The 16104-nt window shown below is 38.4% G+C and carries 18 protein-coding genes; 11 read left to right on the top strand and 7 right to left on the bottom strand.

Features of this window, described 5'->3' with window-relative positions:
* Positions 1 to 93: 93 nt before the first annotated feature.
* From lpxK to J2X77_RS04190, 4 genes are read right to left on the bottom strand one after another with little or no spacing between them, the layout of a single operon-like run.
* Positions 94 to 1143, bottom strand: a complete 1050-nt coding sequence (gene lpxK, locus J2X77_RS04205; RefSeq protein WP_310079254.1) for a tetraacyldisaccharide 4'-kinase — start codon at positions 1141 to 1143, stop codon at positions 94 to 96.
* Positions 1140 to 1610, bottom strand: a complete 471-nt coding sequence (locus J2X77_RS04200) for a gliding motility lipoprotein GldH (protein WP_293880237.1) — start codon at positions 1608 to 1610, stop codon at positions 1140 to 1142. The genes lpxK and J2X77_RS04200 overlap by 4 nt, the downstream gene beginning before the upstream one ends.
* A gap of 52 nt (positions 1611 to 1662) precedes the next feature.
* Positions 1663 to 3039, bottom strand: coding sequence for a regulatory iron-sulfur-containing complex subunit RicT (locus J2X77_RS04195; protein ID WP_209576966.1), 1377 nt, complete (start codon positions 3037 to 3039; stop codon positions 1663 to 1665).
* A 6-nt stretch (positions 3040 to 3045) separates the two neighbouring features.
* Positions 3046 to 4191, bottom strand: a complete 1146-nt coding sequence (locus J2X77_RS04190; RefSeq protein ID WP_310079251.1) for a hypothetical protein — start codon at positions 4189 to 4191, stop codon at positions 3046 to 3048.
* A 209-nt stretch (positions 4192 to 4400) separates the two neighbouring features.
* Between J2X77_RS04190 and dnaN the strand changes: the two genes are divergently transcribed.
* The 9 genes from dnaN (at position 4401) to J2X77_RS04145 (ending at position 11738) form a co-directional block, all read left to right on the top strand.
* On the top strand, positions 4401 to 5522 hold the full coding sequence (gene dnaN / locus J2X77_RS04185) for a DNA polymerase III subunit beta (RefSeq protein WP_088159749.1): 1122 nt from the start codon (positions 4401 to 4403) through the stop codon (positions 5520 to 5522).
* A gap of 13 nt (positions 5523 to 5535) precedes the next feature.
* A complete protein-coding gene (locus J2X77_RS04180) occupies positions 5536 to 6198 on the top strand; it encodes a DedA family protein (RefSeq protein ID WP_209576968.1) in 663 nt (220 codons plus the stop codon).
* A 24-nt stretch (positions 6199 to 6222) separates the two neighbouring features.
* On the top strand, positions 6223 to 6870 hold the full coding sequence (locus J2X77_RS04175; RefSeq protein ID WP_209576969.1) for a DedA family protein: 648 nt from the start codon (positions 6223 to 6225) through the stop codon (positions 6868 to 6870).
* A 289-nt stretch (positions 6871 to 7159) separates the two neighbouring features.
* Positions 7160 to 7723, top strand: a complete 564-nt coding sequence (locus J2X77_RS04170) for a CAP domain-containing protein (RefSeq protein ID WP_310079247.1) — start codon at positions 7160 to 7162, stop codon at positions 7721 to 7723.
* Positions 7724 to 7807: 84 nt separating this feature from the next.
* On the top strand, positions 7808 to 8683 hold the full coding sequence (locus J2X77_RS04165) for a YicC/YloC family endoribonuclease (RefSeq protein WP_293880227.1): 876 nt from the start codon (positions 7808 to 7810) through the stop codon (positions 8681 to 8683).
* Positions 8684 to 8685: 2 nt separating this feature from the next.
* Entirely contained in the window at positions 8686 to 9255 is a 570-nt protein-coding gene (gmk, locus tag J2X77_RS04160; RefSeq protein WP_209576974.1) for a guanylate kinase, read from the top strand.
* A 4-nt stretch (positions 9256 to 9259) separates the two neighbouring features.
* On the top strand, positions 9260 to 9835 hold the full coding sequence (nadD, locus tag J2X77_RS04155) for a nicotinate (nicotinamide) nucleotide adenylyltransferase (protein ID WP_209576976.1): 576 nt from the start codon (positions 9260 to 9262) through the stop codon (positions 9833 to 9835).
* A 186-nt stretch (positions 9836 to 10021) separates the two neighbouring features.
* The gene (locus J2X77_RS04150) at positions 10022 to 10777 is read left to right on the top strand and encodes a hypothetical protein (protein ID WP_209576978.1); all 756 of its coding nucleotides are present in this window, start codon (positions 10022 to 10024) and stop codon (positions 10775 to 10777) included.
* A gap of 97 nt (positions 10778 to 10874) precedes the next feature.
* The gene (locus J2X77_RS04145; RefSeq protein WP_209576980.1) at positions 10875 to 11738 is read left to right on the top strand and encodes an SUMF1/EgtB/PvdO family nonheme iron enzyme; all 864 of its coding nucleotides are present in this window, start codon (positions 10875 to 10877) and stop codon (positions 11736 to 11738) included.
* Between the two features lie 82 nt (positions 11739 to 11820).
* Here J2X77_RS04145 and J2X77_RS04140 read toward each other — a convergent pair whose 3' ends face one another.
* From J2X77_RS04140 to kduI, 3 genes are read right to left on the bottom strand one after another with little or no spacing between them, the layout of a single operon-like run.
* Positions 11821 to 12585, bottom strand: a complete 765-nt coding sequence (locus tag J2X77_RS04140; protein WP_209577379.1) for an SDR family oxidoreductase — start codon at positions 12583 to 12585, stop codon at positions 11821 to 11823.
* 5 nt (positions 12586 to 12590) lie between these two features.
* The gene (locus J2X77_RS04135; RefSeq protein ID WP_209576982.1) at positions 12591 to 13712 is read right to left on the bottom strand and encodes a DUF4861 family protein; all 1122 of its coding nucleotides are present in this window, start codon (positions 13710 to 13712) and stop codon (positions 12591 to 12593) included.
* Position 13713: 1 nt separating this feature from the next.
* Positions 13714 to 14559 (bottom strand): 5-dehydro-4-deoxy-D-glucuronate isomerase, encoded by an 846-nt coding sequence (gene kduI / locus J2X77_RS04130; protein WP_209576984.1) that lies wholly within the window; start codon positions 14557 to 14559, stop codon positions 13714 to 13716.
* Positions 14560 to 15025: 466 nt separating this feature from the next.
* Here kduI and surE point away from each other — a divergent pair, with 466 nt between their 5' ends.
* Together surE and J2X77_RS04120 are read left to right on the top strand one after the other, a co-directional pair.
* Positions 15026 to 15826 (top strand): 5'/3'-nucleotidase SurE, encoded by an 801-nt coding sequence (surE, locus tag J2X77_RS04125; RefSeq protein ID WP_209576986.1) that lies wholly within the window; start codon positions 15026 to 15028, stop codon positions 15824 to 15826.
* The gene (locus tag J2X77_RS04120) at positions 15816 to 16076 is read left to right on the top strand and encodes a hypothetical protein (RefSeq protein ID WP_209576988.1); all 261 of its coding nucleotides are present in this window, start codon (positions 15816 to 15818) and stop codon (positions 16074 to 16076) included. Before surE ends, J2X77_RS04120 begins: the two co-directional genes overlap by 11 nt.
* Positions 16077 to 16104: the final 28 nt, after the last annotated feature.

Genomic DNA, 16104 nt, shown 5'->3' with positions numbered 1-16104 from the left:
TAAAGACCGAGAAGAACTTTTGAGCTTCTCCGCTTTCATATAGAATATAAATTTGATGAAAAGGTTTAGTATAGCATCTGCTCTTAACAAAATTTAAGGTTGATTAACACTTTGATTCACTGTATCATGCAGTCTTTTACAGAATAAGTCCTGCTGGAGCGCGTCGTGAAATCGAAGTCCTATCGGTAAGTATACCAAATTGATAGCAGCAAAGTATTTTCTAAAAGGTTTTAAACGTTGAAAGTCTTTTTCAGTTGTCAATACTATTTTGTTGCTACTCGTCGAACTGTGGTAAGATTTTACAATGTGATTAATATCAGATTCGTTAAAAGAATGGTGATCTCCAAAGGAGATATGTGTAATTGAATTCGTTTTGTCTTGGAGATAATCTACCATCGGTTCAGGTTTCGCAATACCAGTGACCAAAATAATGTCTTTGCCTTTGATATCAACTACACTTCCCTTACTATCAATGGGTTCGAGATAGTCAATATAACTAAATACGATTAATGCTTCTTTGTTATAATACCTGATTTTGTTTTCTATTTGTCTTTTGTCTTCGGTTGGAAGTTCAATTGGACATTTCGTAATGGCTATGATCTGAGCACGCTTAGCCTCAATAAGCAGATCTCTAAAATTTCCTGTAGGAAATACGAGCATGGGATGTGAAAACGATAGAAAATCAAATAATAATATATTGAAAAGCGGTGATAATTTTCGATGTTGATAAGCATCGTCCAAAATAATGAGTTGATGAGCGGACTCAAGTTTTTCAATTCCGGTGCAACGATCCTCACAAACCGCAACTGTGACATCTGGAAATTTATTTTTGAATTGTAAGGGCTCATCGCCGACATCCATGGCCACTGAATCCGTCTGTACTAGATAAAAACCTTTTGTACGGCGTCCATACCCTCGGCTGAGTATAGCTGTTTTATAGCGACTCTTAAGGATAGAAACCACAAATTCAGTCATTGGGCTTTTCCCCGTTCCCCCTACGGCGAGATTTCCTACAACAACGGTTGGAATATTGAAAGAGCGCGACGCAAGCAGCTTATGATCATATAATCTATTTCTTATCCAGACTACCACGGTATAGATCATAGTAAAAGGAAATAATAGATATCGTAACAAGGTTATCATTTTGGAACAACGGTTAGCCCTACGTCTGTAATTTCTTTCAACGGATTTTCTTTCATGTGCTGTTCGATAGCAATAGTATAAGTTCCTGTATCCGGAAATAGGTAATCTTTATGGATTACGGATTGATTATTGTACAAGCTGCCAGAAGATTTTCCTATCCATTTTCCATCAGCTCTGGCCATTTTTATTTCTTTACGAAAAGTGTATTGCTTTTTATCTGGACCGAGTTGATAAATAAGCACAAAAAGGTTGGAAAAAGCATATTCTGGCGTATGACGGACATCCATTAATACATCATATCGTTTGTTTTTGTCGGCGATATGAAATTTAAAACTGGGCAATGATGTATTTAGCCAAGCTTTATTACCAATAGGTTTATTTTCATTTATAACAAACGGTTGGTCACAAGAATACCCTATGCCAATACATAACAAACCAAGGAGAAGAGGAGTGCGTTTGAGTTTCATGTCTATTTATATAAAAGAATATGCCTAATGGGTTAAAATTAGGCATATTCTTTTATTCTGCTTTCGGTGTATTATTGTTATTACTGCCTTTGTTTTTATTCCGATGACGATTGAAACGCTTTTTTGGTCTATTATTAGATCCTTCTTTGCTGTCTTTATTCACGATTGGGCTAACGGCATCGGTCGCTAGCTGAGGTTTACCACTTTGTTTTGATGGACTCTGTTCGGGTTTTTCAGCTTTTTGTCCAGTCTTATTTTCAGGTTTACCAGTATTGCTTTTGGATTTTCTCTTTTTCTTTCTTTTATTCCGGTCATCAAGTCGAGTTAAGCTATCCTGTCCGACTACATTCTCGTAATCATGCTTGATATTTTTTTCTTCTTTGATTTCATCAGTATCCATTACACTTGAAATTGCTTCCGGTTTAATGCCCTGTTTATTCATTTCTACAAATTCTCTGACTTGTTGAACGGGTAATGCAATCCAATTTTCTGCTCCAGGAAAAGAGAACCACATCAGTTTTTTGAAGATATCAGTTTTTTGAAGATAGGCAACTCCTTTTAGGGTTTCGATGCGATCTATGTTATTAGGAATATCCTTAAGTGCATCCATATAGCTATCCAATTCATAATTGAGGCAACATTTTAATTTTCCGCATTGTCCTGCTAGCTTCAATGTATTCAGGGATAAGTTTTGATAACGTGCAGCCGATGTGGATACCGTTTTGAAATCTGTTAGCCAGGTTGAACAGCAGAGTTCACGTCCGCATGAACCAATCCCACCAAGACGACTGGCTTCTTGTCGCATACCGATTTGGCGCATTTCAATGCGTATTCTAAACGCTTCAGCCATTTTTTTAATTAGCTCCCGGAAATCGACACGACCCTCAGCGGTATAATAGAAGGTAGCCTTCGTTTTATCCCCCTGGTAATCGACATCGGAGATTTTCATCGATAAACCCAAATCCAGGGCGAGTTTGCGCGCCTTGTGCATTGTTTCCCATTCGAGATCTTTTGCTGCGTTATACTTCTCGACATCAACCTCATTAGGCTTCCGATAGATTTTTTTTGTCACCATCTCAGGGGTAACATTATTCTTTTTGAGTTGTAGTCTAACCAATTCACCTGTTAGGGATACATGGCCGACATCATAGCCCCCTGTAGAGGGCTCAACAACAACCATCTCACCCATTTCAAGGTAGATATTGTCTACATTAATAAAGAAATCTTTTCGCGATCCCTTAAATCGTACTTCGACGATATTAAATGGTTTATAGTTTGATGGCATATCCATATCGGAAAGCCAGTCATATACATCTAATTTATTACATCCGCTAGTCATGCAAGAGCCATTGTTCTGACATCCTGCCGGTGTACCATTTGCCGTGGTAGTACCGCAACCTCCGCCGGATGAGCAACTGCCACATCCCATAGTTTTCTATATTATATATTGAGTTCCTTTCGGAAACGTTTTGTACTTGTATATTAATGTTAACTGCAAAGATAAATCTAAAAATAATATTTTGGGATTTGCATTTCTTTCTATAAAATAATGTGTTTCCTCCAATAGATTTATGGTTGCTTCAATTTGTTCAAGGGTATAATGTACTGCAAATTTCTGAACAAAATCCAGTTCTTTTGCCGGTAAGAATACGAGATTGGAAAGTCCCTCTTTGATCAATATGATTTGACGCATCATATTGATTGCATAAAAAAGAAAGCTTTTTTGGTTTTCTCTACCAATTTTTGATAGCTCTTCTTCTACCAAGGAAATCATATTGGTGCCAGCATCCGAGACAATAAAACGGAGCCAGTTTACTAAAATCCCAAAATGATTATTAGTCTGCGCGTGCAATAGGTTCATTGCTTCCTGAAGATTTCCATCTGCAATAAAAGCAATTTCTGCTGCCTCTTGATCTGAAAGCTGATGTGCTTTCTTTAGATGCAGCGTGACCTCACTATGATCTAATTTTTTAATTTTGACTAATTGTGTACGCGATATGATTGTATTTAATATTTTGTCCTGATTTTCTGCAACGAGGATAAAGAGCGTCTTTTCGGGTGGTTCTTCGATCAACTTCAATAAGGCATTGCCTTGCGTATCGAGGTATTCAGGAAGCCACATAATTAGAACCTTATAATCAGCTTCGAAAGATTTAAGACTTAGCTTCTTGATGATAGCATGGGCTTCGGCAATATTGATATTGACTTGTTTATTGTCTGCATCCAATCGGCTGCGCCAATACTCCAATCCCATGTATGGATTGGATAAAAAGGATTTTCTCCAATTGTCTGCATAATCTGTTGCTGTATCTTCCTTATGTTTGGCTATAAAAGGGTACGACATGTGTAGATCTGGATGGATCAGCTTATTATATTTTCTACAGGAGGGGCACTCGCCACAACTATCGGTTTCCTGTCGATTTTCACAATTTAAAAACTGCGCATACGCATAGGCTAAAGCAAGACTGCCCGAACCTTCGGGACCAAGAAATAATTGCGCATGACTCACACGATTGTCCTGAACCGTGCGAACTAAATGTTCTTTGATGTCTTTATGCCCAATGATCTCTTTAAACTGCATACAATACCGCTATTATACAAATGTAATAAATATTGTGATTTATCCGGCCGAATTTGCTTTCTATACTTGTGGCGCTGTGCTTATTGATTGAAATACAAATGCTTATTTGAGCCACTGAAATCTGTTTATGTGGAAAGAAAGCAGCCTATAAAACTGAAAAATATTGATTAATTTGTGTATTATTGCACATAATAATTAGTATTCAGGAAATGAGATTCATTGTATCAACATCAATTTTATTAAAGCAGTTACAAGCTATCAATGGCGCATCCAGTACAAGTACTGTTTTGCCTATCTTGGAAAACTTTCTTTTTGAAATAAAAGACAATAACTTGACTATTTCTGCTACAGATCTGCAAACAAGTATGGTTACTTCTTTACAGATCGAAGCAAAAGAAGAAGGAAGAGTAGCCATGCCTTCGAAGATATTGATTGAGACATTAAAAACCTTGCCGGACCAACCTGTGGCATTTTCAGTAGACATGAATACCTTGGCTATTGAGATCAGTGCGGGTGATGGAAAATATAAATTGAGTGGAGAAAATGCTGATGATTTTCCTAAAATTCCTTCCATCGATAATGGTTCGGTTATTCAGATGCCAGCACCTATCTTGTCAGAAGCTATCAGTAAAACAATCTTTGCTGTTAGTAACGATGAATTAAGACCAGCTATGTCTGGTGTATTGGTGCAATTAGCAGAAAAAAATGTGACGTTTGTTTCTACTGATGCGCATAAATTGGTGCGCTATTCGAGAACTGATATTGGTGCAGAAAAGCCAGCATCCCTTATCTTACCGAAAAAGGCACTCTCATTGCTTAAATCGTCGCTACCATCTGACGATGTTACAGTATCTATAGAATATAATCAAACTAACGCGTTCTTTAGCTTTGGCAATATTAATTTGATCTGTCGTTTAATTGATGAACGTTATCCAGATTATGCCGCTGTGATTCCTCAAGTCAATCCTAACAAATTGACCGTAGATCGATTATTGTTTTTAAATACCTTGAGACGCGTGGTGATTTTCGCTAATAAAACCACACATCAGGTGCGCTTAAAGATCTCGGGAAGTGAATTGCATATCTCAGCAGAAGATTTAGATTTTTCTAACGAAGCGCATGAACGTTTGTCGTGCCAATTTGAAGGTGATGATATGGAAATTGGTTTTAATGCCAAGTTCCTCGTCGAGATGTTAAATAACCTGGAGAGTGAAGAAGTTGTTTTGGAAATGAGTACGCCAAATCGTGCCGGTTTATTGATTCCAGCAGTATCGGAAGATCATGAAGATATTTTGATGTTGGTGATGCCCGTTATGTTAAACAACGCTTAATCTTTATCACGGTTTGGAACTAATTACACATCTCATTGATTTTATTCTCCATATTGACAAACATTTGGTGGAAATAGTCAATGATTATCAGACGTGGACCTACCTTATTCTGTTTCTTATTATTTTCGTGGAAACGGGTGTGGTTGTGATGCCTTTTTTGCCAGGAGATTCTTTATTATTTGCAGCGGGTATGCTAGCCGCACAGCCAAATGATCTCAACGTATGGCTGATGATTTTTATCTTGTTAGTAGCTGCAGTTTCAGGTGATTCCCTGAATTATTCTATCGGAAAGCATTTTGGTATGCGCCTAACAAAATTTAAACTCTTCGGGAAGCAAGTTGTCAAAGACGAGCAGATTGCCAAAACGCACTCTTTTTATGAGAAATACGGTAGTAAAACTATCGTTATAGCGCGCTTTGTACCAATTGTTCGCACGCTGGCTCCTTTCGTTGGTGGTATTGGAAAGATGAATTATGGTACCTTCATCACCTATAATGTTGTAGGAGCTGTATTGTGGGTAGGTGGTATAACCCTTGCTGGATATTTCTTGGGGAATATTCCCATTATCCGCGAAAACTTCTCGAAGGTGGTGTTGATCATTATTTTTTTATCTGTATTGCCCATAATCTTTGAGCTAATAAAAGAAAAAATCAAATCAAAAAAAGGAGTCTTATAAGACTCCTTTTTTTATACATGGAAAATGGAAATCGTTTCACAATTCATTGATTTCATATTGCATATTGATCAGCATCTTTTGCAGCTGATTAATAGTTATGAAAACTGGACCTACCTGATTTTATTTTTAATCATCTTTGCAGAGACAGGATTGGTGGTTACCCCATTTCTACCCGGAGATTCTGTTTTATTTGCTCTGGGAGCTATAGTCGCTCGTCCGGATTGTCATATCTCTTTGTTGTTGATTGTTTTGATACTAATTCTTGCGGCTATTTCCGGAGATTTCGTAAATTATGAAATTGGTAAATATGTTGGAATGAGGGTCTTTAAACCAGGATCGAAGATATTCAGACCTTCTTATCTTCAAAAAACACAAAATTTCTATGCGAAGCACGGAACGAGGACCATCATTTATGCGCGATTTGTTCCCGTTGTCAGGACTTTTGCACCATTTGTAGCAGGTATTGGCAAAATGTCCTACAAAACCTTTGGTAAATACAATATTTTGGGCGGCGCATTATGGGTTTTAGTTTTTACGCTTTCAGGTTATTATTTTGGTCAGATCCCATTTTTCAAGCATAATTTTTCGCTAGTTATTTTGGTCGTTATTTTTATGAGCCTAATACCCATGCTTGTACAGTTTTTATCGGCTAAAAATTCAAAAAAAGATTAAACGTTGGATACTAAATAGCGTCTTTTAAGGTTAAAGGGTAAGGACGAATTATTCTTACTTGAGAAGTACTCAGGTTGATGGACGAGCCATTGTTCTAAAAAGCTTTCAAGTAAACGAAGCAAATAAAATTGCCAGTATATTCGTATCTACCATTGAAAGGGCACTTTTTTCGGTATGATTGGTCCATGTTCGCATCTAAGTAGGGCGATGTGAATGATCTAGATCTTGCTTTATACAAGAAAGTTGTGCATCACGCGCTTATGAAAATAACTATTTAGGCATGAATTAGTTGGTTTTAGCATTTACCTTGTTTTTTACACAGTTCGCTTTAGCACAGCGTGTCGTTGTCGATCATCGTCAAGCCCGGGAGGCCTATGAACTATTGAACAATATTCGTACAAATCCAGAGAAGTATACGAAAGAACTGAACCTTTTTAATTTGCAGAAGATAAAACGAACTAAGCTCAATTGGAATAAACAGTTGACAGAGGTTGCCGTTTATCGCGCAAAAGATATGGCCAAGCGCTCCTATTTTGACCACGTATCACCGGAGGGCTACGGACCTAATTATTTCATAGAAGAGGCCGGTTATAAACTTAATCCCGAATGGTTGTCAAAACGAAGCGCAAACAATTTTGAATCGATTGCTGCCAATCGAGCGAGCGCTATAGCTGCCGTTAAAGCTTTGATTATAGGGAAAGAATCTCCAGGCTATCACCACCGTACCCATTTATTGGGTATGGATCAGTGGAATGCTTCTTTATATGATATTGGAATTGGTTATGTCGAATGCAAAGGGGCAAAGCCCTATGAAAGTTACTTAGTCGTTATCATTGCTAAACACGATTGGTAAATAAGACGAGCCCTAATTTAAGGAGTATCAGCAATTAATCCCTGTAGGGTATTCAATTTTTACTGAAAAGTCATACCTTTGCATATGATAAAATCCATGACAGGATATGGCACTGCGTCTGCCGATAACGGTAAAGTCAAATATAGTGTCGAAATAAAGTCCTTAAATTCAAAATTTCTTGAATTAAATCTTCGCTTGCCCAAAATCGTTTCGGACAAGGAATTGACCCTGCGTACTGAATGTAGTAAACTTATTGAGCGTGGTAAAGTCAACCTGACTGTGATGGTTGAATACACGGATCAAACCGCTAAAGCTTCTTCCATTAATGCTGATTTACTCAAAAAATACTATAGTCAGTTGCAGCAAATTGCTGTAGAACTCAATGATACGAATGTCAATCTGTTTGAACTTGCATTAAATATGCCGGAGGTAATTACCAACAATGATGATTCGGTCGATGATGAAGAGGCTAAAGTATTGATGGATGCTTTTTATGACGCCGTCAAACGTTTCAATACCTTCCGTGAGGATGAGGGAAATGTACTAGCCGGAGACCTAAAAAAGCGCGCAGAGCTAATCTTAACTTATCTTGAAGAAGTAGAATTGTTGGAAGTTGAGCGTATACCTTTGATCAGACAGCGTATCGAGCAATTTTTGAATGATACCATTGGCAAAGAAAATGTTGATCAAAATAGATTCGAACAGGAACTGGTGTACTACATCGACAAATTGGATGTGACCGAAGAAAAAGTTAGACTGCGTTCCCATTGCAACTACTTTTTAAAAGCGTTTGATTCAGCCGATTCAAACGGAAAAAAATTAGGTTTTATTTCACAAGAAATGGGTCGGGAAATCAATACCCTTGGTTCTAAAGCCAATCATGCCGGCATTCAGCAGATTGTGGTCAGAATGAAAGAAGAATTGGAAAAAATAAAAGAGCAATTGCTCAACGTATTGTAAGAATGAGCGGTAAATTAATTATTTTCTCAGCACCATCGGGGGCTGGAAAAACAACAATAGTAAGAGATCTTTTAAGTAAACATGGTGATAAGATTGAATTTTCCATCTCAGCAAGTACACGTGACCCAAGAGGACAGGAAGTGAATGGAAAAGATTACTATTTTATGTCCAAAGAAGAATTTTTACATAAAGTAGCGAAACAAGAATTCATTGAATTTGAAGAAGTATATTCAGGAACATTTTATGGAACTTTGCGTTCGGAAATAGAACGTATCTGGAAAGAAGGTAAACATGTTATTTTTGATATCGATGTTGTCGGTGGTTTACGTTTAAAATCAAAATTTCCTGAACAGGCGATTTCTATTTTTGTCCAACCGCCGTCACTGGAGGTTCTTAAAGAACGTTTGACAGGACGAGGAACGGATTCTGAGGATAAATTAAAAGAACGCTTTGCTAAGGCCGAATTGGAACTTACCTATGCCAATAAATTTGATGTTATCTTGAAGAATTTTGATTTAGCTACAGCCTGTGCAGAAGCTGAAGATATTGTAATGGAATTTATCAATAAATAAATTCATGCGAAAGATTGGTTTGTTCTTCGGATCTTTTAATCCAGTGCACATAGGGCATTTGATTATAGCCAATTATATGGCCAATTTTACTGGGTTGGATGAAGTTTGGTTTGTGGTCTCTCCACAGAATCCATTTAAAAAGAAATCCACCTTGGCAGATCCCTACGATCGATTAGAAATGTTAAATCTAGCATTGGAAGACTGTGATCATCTGCGGGTCTGTGATGTTGAGTTCCATTTGCCAATACCGTCCTATACAATTGATACATTAACACATCTTAAAGAAAAATATCCAAACAGGGAATTTGTACTGCTCATGGGACAAGATAATTTGGATTCTTTAGCGAAGTGGAAGAATGCAGATATTATCTTGCGTGATTATCAGATTTATGTTTATCCAAGGCCTGGGTACGATACCGAAAAATTTAAAGATCACCCCGCTATCACACTGACGGATACTCCATTAATGGAATTGTCATCTACTTTTTTACGAAGAGCCATTAAAGAAAATAAAAATATTCAATTTTTTACACCCCAAAAGGTGATTGAGTTTATCGATAAAAAAGGTTTATATTCTTGATATATAAACGTATACATAAAATATACTATCCCCGGGTTTCATGAAACCCGGGGCTTTTTTTTATGCAGCATGGGATCATTGTAAATACGGTAGGCGGAACCGGAACCTAGCAGATAATAGCATATAAAAGGAATAGTTTTTGTAGCAATAATTTCTTTATTTTTAAAATACAACAAATTATACGTTATGAAAAGGGGACTTTTATTTTTTATTTCTTTCTTGTGTTGGATGAATGTTTCTGCGCAAACGGCTCAAGAGGATGAAAATGGGCTTTATATGGATCCTGCTGCGATTGAAATGCGTAGTAAAATGACCATACCACCCTATGGTCTGACCAAAGTAAAAGCATTAATTGCCAAGATTATTCCTCAGGAAGATAACGAAACAACCGATGCCAGTATAAATGCCATTCCAGCAACAGATTTCAGCAGGTTATCACTGCGCGAAAAGTTTACCTATACCATGATTCATGCAGAGCTATATGCGCAGAATTGTGCTATACCTGAATATCAGACTCAAGTGGAAAAAAAAATATTTGGAACATTATTGGACGGTTTTAATGAAACTTCCTGGTCACAAAGGCAGACCGATTTTTTAAATGAAAATAGGGATTCCGTAATGAAGCTTATCCAGGAATCTGTGCTCCGGAGCAAACGAATGGGAGTAAATTATAAGCATGCACTAGCGGAGATCAATGCTTGGGAAATGATACCTTTTATTATTGATTATGCCAAGAAAACACCAAAAGATAAAGATGCGTTGACGTTGCTGATGTTACTCATGAAGCGTGGCGAATATCAGGAATTTACAACATCTACTTCTTTTACAAAGCTATATGGTGAAAATAGCAACTATTACGCTTATCTAAACTATAATAAAGAGAATGAGGCTTTGATCTTTAAACGGGCCCTGAATTATTACAAAGATAGAAAAGGTAAATAAGCGATTCGGTTTTAAAAATCGCAGTATGATAAATAAGGTCAAATAAAAGGTATAGTATAGAAGCAGTGAAAGTATGTTATAACAAATGCTAAGGAGTATGAAAAAGCTGTGCTATGTGATCGCTTTGATTTTTTTATATCTCCGTTGTGAAGCGCAAGCTGGAAAATATATCCAAATTCCAGCAGGAAATTATCATTTGGGTGAAGTAAGCAGTGTAGAAAATCCCAAAAGGGTTGTACATATTGATTCCTTTTGGATCTCGGAGTTTGAGCTGACGAATGCTGAATTTGAGAAATTTATTCTAGCTACAGGCTATAAGACCTTAGCGGAACGTTATCACAATGCCATGGTCTTTGAGCCTGGCTTGGCGGAGTTTCGTTGGCTACAGGATAGTACGGCTTATTGGCGCTTTCCTAATGGTATAAGTCGCGGCGGAATCGAAACCAAAATGGATCATCCTGTTACCTGTATCTCCTATAAAGATGTGCTGGCCTATTGTACATGGGCAGATTGCAGATTGCCCTCTTTTGACGAATGGGAGGTGGCGGCTAGGGCAGGAAGCGAAGGCCCCTATTTCGACGGTTTCACTAAGGAGAATATGGCCGATTATGCCAATGTTTGGCATGGAAAAGATCATTTGAAAGCCGATTATTCCGATGGTTATCTTTATACTTCACCTGTTGGAAAATTCAAACCCAATCCATGGGGGCTTTATGATATCTTCGGAAATGTTTTTGAGTTTTGCACCGGAAGGCTTGAAAGAGATGGCGACCGTTCTGTTGCCCACGCCCGTGGAGGCTCTTGGTGGTGTAGTAAAAATAGCTGTGCAGCTTTCAATACCGTTTATATAGGTTCTGTACATCCAAATGCATCGTTTAGCAATCTGGGATTTAGAACCGTAAAAAACTCTCATGAATCCTTTGGATCAAAGACGGGCATGAAAGTTCTTTATAGCCGTTGAAAACAGACACTTTAAGGAAAAAAGCCTTTATCCCGAGAGATAAAGACTTTTAAAACAAACTAATCTACTATTGATTGATCATTTATCTCCCCATCCAACCACCATCTACGGTAAGAATGGTTCCATGGACATAGTCGGAAGCTCTGGAAGCTAGGAATACAGCCGGTCCTTTAAAATCATCCGGTGTTCCCCAGCGGCCTGCAGGGATACGACTCAAAATGGACTTCGAACGTTCGGGATCTTCTCTAAGGGCCTCGGTATTGTCCGTAGCAATATAGCCTGGGGCGAATCCGTTTACATTGACACCTTTGGATGCCCACTCATTAGCAAAAGCCTTGACCATAGATCCTATGGCACCTTTCGAGGCAGCATATCCTGGAACATTGATACCTCCTTGGAACGTTAATAAAGACGCTGTAAATATGATCTTTCCAGTTCCACGTGAAATCATATCCTTCCCAATTTCGCGGGTTAATATAAATTGCGCATTTTGATTGATTTCGATGATTTCATCCCAGTATTCATCCGGATGTTCAGCGGCTGATTTTCGGAGTATATTTCCAGCATTGTTACACAGAATATCGATCGTTGGATGGTCTGATTTTACTTTCTCAATAAAGCTGTAAAGCGCTGTCCGCTTAGAAAAATCGCACTGATAGGCATAGAAATTTTTGCCCAATGCTTTTACGGATTTTTCTACTGCAGAGCCTTCAATTTCTAAGGTCGCTGAGACCCCAATAATATCTGCTCCGGCTTCAGCCAATGCCTCGGCAATTGCCTTGCCAATTCCTCTTTTGCAGCCAGTCACCAAGGCTACTTTTCCGCTCAAATCAAAAGATTGCAGTATGGACATTATTTTGAATATTTTATTGTTAATGGTTGATCTAAATTATTTCTGAATGTTTTGACATAGGACTGCCACTGGTCAAAACTTGTTATTTTACCAGCTTTGTTGAAAGCAGCACCTGCAAAATAAATAAGGGGTTTATTGTTTTTCACCGTTGTTGCTAGTAAAAATTGTTTTGGGCTATCCTTAAATACATACTTTACACCTGGAAGAATAACTGCAGTGCCTGTAATCTTGTCCCCTTCGGCAAGCTCCCAATACGCTAAAATCCCATTTTTTTCATCGTTTAAAACTTGAGGTTTTTCCTCTTTTCTTTTAGCGATTCCCACCACAACTGGAGTGGAACCCGACGTTGTGTTTTTGATCGAATAGCTTATTTTATTTAACTGGCTGCCAGCGTCTAAAGAAATCGTTTTTTCAACTTGTAACTGCTGGCCTTTTACACGCTCAGGCTCATGAATAAGCTTGAATGTAGTGCGTAATGGACCATTATCTAATACCTCGTAATGGCGATAATGTTTATGGTACACGACCTCTTGGCCAAAGAATGGCGTTGCGTCGCCAACCCCTAATGTTTGTCCGACGGAATAATAGTCTAAGCCTTTTCCGTGATCAGCGTGATAATCGCCGGTTTTATACCATTCATCAATAACAAGATCATTGGTCCTTTTTGCCCAAAAATCAAAACCTTGTGCATCTTCGGAACTACCCTCTAGTGCCTTTCCATAGGCTCTGAATGCTGCAATGTCATTTTCCCAAGCAAAATCATCCTTCCGCTCGGGGATATATCTTGCGTAGGTTTTGGCAGCAAATGCTGTGGGCTTAATGCCATTCACACCAAATGTCAAGGAACTTTTGGGTGCGATGGCCACCTGGATCAATACGTTTTGTACAGTGGTCTTTCCTAATTTTTCAAGCTGATAAGCGAATTCTTTTTGATCCTTATCGACAATTGTAAACACAGCACCCTTTAGATCGAAATGTTTTTCGAAGGTTGCATAGGGAATACTGATCAGCTCCGTTCTAGTGCTAGCACTGGGGTTGCTTACGGTAATTGTTTTGTTATTCTGCGATAAGGCAACCGTTGAAAGCCCAAGCGCTAAACTTAATACGAATAATTTTTTCATATCACTTCAATTCGGTAATAGCACATTTGTCCATATCATCATAATCTAGATTTTCGCCGGCCATGCCCCATATGAAGGTGTAATTTGAAGTGCCCGCTCCTGAGTGAATAGACCATGGCGGTGAAATGACAGCTTGATCGTTTTGCATCCAAATATGTCTTGTTTCATCAATAGGCCCCATGAAATGCGATACAGCCTGTCCTTCGGGTAATTCAAAATAGAAATAAACTTCCATACGGCGATCGTGTGTATGCGATGGCATGGTATTCCATACGGACCCAGGCTTCAACTCGGTCATTCCCATCTGTAACTGACAAGTTTGTACCACTTTGTTTAATAACATCTGATTAATTGTGCGGTGGTTGGACGTTTCTAATGATCCCAATTCTATTTTATTTGCATCTTCTTTCGTTACTTTTTTAGTAGGGTAACTGCAATGTGCAGGTGTCGAGTTTAAATAGAACTTTGCGGGCTGCGCCGCATCTTTACTTGAAAAATATACTTCCTGAGCTCCCTGTCCAATATAGAGCGCTTCTTTGGTATTGAGATCGTAGGTAACACCGTCAACTTCGACCTGGCCGTTTCCTCCGACATTGATAATACCCAATTCTCTTCTCGAAAGGAAGTAAGTTTCTTTTAATAATGCCGAGATGGTCTCTAATTTGATTTTTGAACTGACAGGCATTGCCCCTCCAGCCATATAGCGGTCATAGTGGGTATAGACAAAATGAATTTTATCTGCCTCAAAAACTTTTTCAATTAGAAAATTTTCTCTTAATCCTTGTGTGTCTAAAGTTTTGTATTCTTTTGGCCCTATTGCATAGCGGGATTCAAAATTAACGCTCATAACTGAATTATTTTTTTGTTTGAATGCTAAATTTAAGGCTAATATTTATCAATAACGATACAATGTTACGCAAACGATGTCGTAGCACCTTTAGGTTTTATTTTTGCTCAGTATGCTTCTATTTAACGCCGGGATGTTTGTATAACAACTTGCCACCAATTCCTATATTCACAAGGAAATAACAGGGGGTTTGCAGGGGGATATCAGGGGGTTAACAGGGGCTTACCCCTGTTAACCCCTTGCTACTACCCTATAAAGATGATTGAATAGCGGGGTTAATGGTAGATTTGCTATTATTTTGATAGGATGTTGGTAGTATTCGCATAGTTAGAAAGAAGAATTGGTGGTTGTATGAATATTATTTACATCTCGGTTTCAGATTTACTAACTTCGTAAATGGGAATAGAGAAATATCGCAATGAGGTAGATATACACCCTGACCCGATGAATAAAAAATAATTTACATATGAAGCCCAATATTTTAGTTGTTAATGACGATGGTATCACAGCGCCAGGTATCAAGGTGTTGTTGGAGGAAATGCAGAAAATAGGAAATGTTGTCGTCGTTGCTCCAGATTCTGCACAATCTGGTATGGGGCACGCCATCACACTTGGCAGGCCGTTACGTTTAGATAAAATCAATTTATATGAAGGGGTTGAAATGTATCAGTGTTCAGGGACGCCGGTAGATTGTGTTAAGCTTGCTGTCAATAAAGTTTTCAAAGGTCAAAAGCCGGATATCTGTGTATCGGGCATTAATCATGGTCTCAATAATTCCATTAATGTTTTATATTCCGGTACCATGTCTGCTGCGGTAGAAGGAGCGATCGAAGGGATTCCTTCCGTTGGCTTCTCGCTGGATAATTTCTCCCGTGATGCTGATTTTAGCCCTTGTAGGCCTTATGTGATATCTATTACTGAACAGGTATTGGCAAACGGGCTTCCTAAAAATACCCTGTTGAATGTCAATTTTCCACAAACTTCGGGTTTTAAAGGCATTAAAATTTGTAGGCAGGCTGGAGGGCATTGGGTCGAAGAGTTTGATGAACGAATTGATCCACATAATCGCGATTATTACTGGACAACGGGTAAATTTGTGTTGCAGGACAGAGGGGAAGATACCGATTGTTTTGCTTTAGCCAATGGCTATGTATCTGTCGTTCCTACACAGTTTGATATGACGGCGCATCATGCCATTCCTGAACTGAATTCGTGGAGTTTTGACCATCTTGAAGAAAAGAGTAGCAGTCGGAAACGTGAAAAATAATTTCTGGATAGGTTTGGGTATCGGTGCTGCATTTCCAGTATTGGCTCATGTATTGGTACGTTTCACGAATATTGCACTTCACTTTTTACCCGAGAAGCCTATGGCTATCTATACCATAGCCGTACTGATAAATTTAGTGCTATTACGTTTTGCTTATCGGTCGGGAAGCGATCATCTTGGAAAGGGAATTATTGCAAGTACTTTTTTGGCGATGATTATCTATCTGATAACGCATAAAATTACGGTTTGATTAAATTTGTAAAACTCATCGGATTGAT

It is taken from the genome of Sphingobacterium sp. 2149, from assembly GCF_031455655.1.
In the GTDB taxonomy this organism is placed as follows: Bacteria; Bacteroidota; Bacteroidia; order Sphingobacteriales; family Sphingobacteriaceae; genus Sphingobacterium.
Note: the sequence above shows the minus strand (reverse complement) of the source record. Positions and strands in the feature narration are given on the sequence as shown.

Excerpts from the sequence above, each read along its gene's own strand:
- lpxK (WP_310079254.1), bottom strand. The coding sequence starts at position 1,143 with ATGATAACCTTGTTACGATATCTATTATTTCCTTTTACTATGATCTAT.
- J2X77_RS04200 (WP_293880237.1), bottom strand. The coding sequence starts at position 1,610 with ATGAAACTCAAACGCACTCCTCTTCTCCTTGGTTTGTTATGTATTGGC.
- J2X77_RS04195 (WP_209576966.1), bottom strand. The coding sequence starts at position 3,039 with ATGGGATGTGGCAGTTGCTCATCCGGCGGAGGTTGCGGTACTACCACG.
- J2X77_RS04190 (WP_310079251.1), bottom strand. The coding sequence starts at position 4,191 with ATGCAGTTTAAAGAGATCATTGGGCATAAAGACATCAAAGAACATTTA.
- dnaN (WP_088159749.1), top strand. The coding sequence starts at position 4,401 with ATGAGATTCATTGTATCAACATCAATTTTATTAAAGCAGTTACAAGCT.
- J2X77_RS04175 (WP_209576969.1), top strand. The coding sequence starts at position 6,223 with ATGGAAATCGTTTCACAATTCATTGATTTCATATTGCATATTGATCAG.
- J2X77_RS04165 (WP_293880227.1), top strand. The coding sequence starts at position 7,808 with ATGATAAAATCCATGACAGGATATGGCACTGCGTCTGCCGATAACGGT.
- gmk (WP_209576974.1), top strand. The coding sequence starts at position 8,686 with ATGAGCGGTAAATTAATTATTTTCTCAGCACCATCGGGGGCTGGAAAA.
- nadD (WP_209576976.1), top strand. The coding sequence starts at position 9,260 with ATGCGAAAGATTGGTTTGTTCTTCGGATCTTTTAATCCAGTGCACATA.
- J2X77_RS04150 (WP_209576978.1), top strand. The coding sequence starts at position 10,022 with ATGAAAAGGGGACTTTTATTTTTTATTTCTTTCTTGTGTTGGATGAAT.
- J2X77_RS04145 (WP_209576980.1), top strand. The coding sequence starts at position 10,875 with ATGAAAAAGCTGTGCTATGTGATCGCTTTGATTTTTTTATATCTCCGT.
- J2X77_RS04135 (WP_209576982.1), bottom strand. The coding sequence starts at position 13,712 with ATGAAAAAATTATTCGTATTAAGTTTAGCGCTTGGGCTTTCAACGGTT.
- kduI (WP_209576984.1), bottom strand. The coding sequence starts at position 14,559 with ATGAGCGTTAATTTTGAATCCCGCTATGCAATAGGGCCAAAAGAATAC.
- surE (WP_209576986.1), top strand. The coding sequence starts at position 15,026 with ATGAAGCCCAATATTTTAGTTGTTAATGACGATGGTATCACAGCGCCA.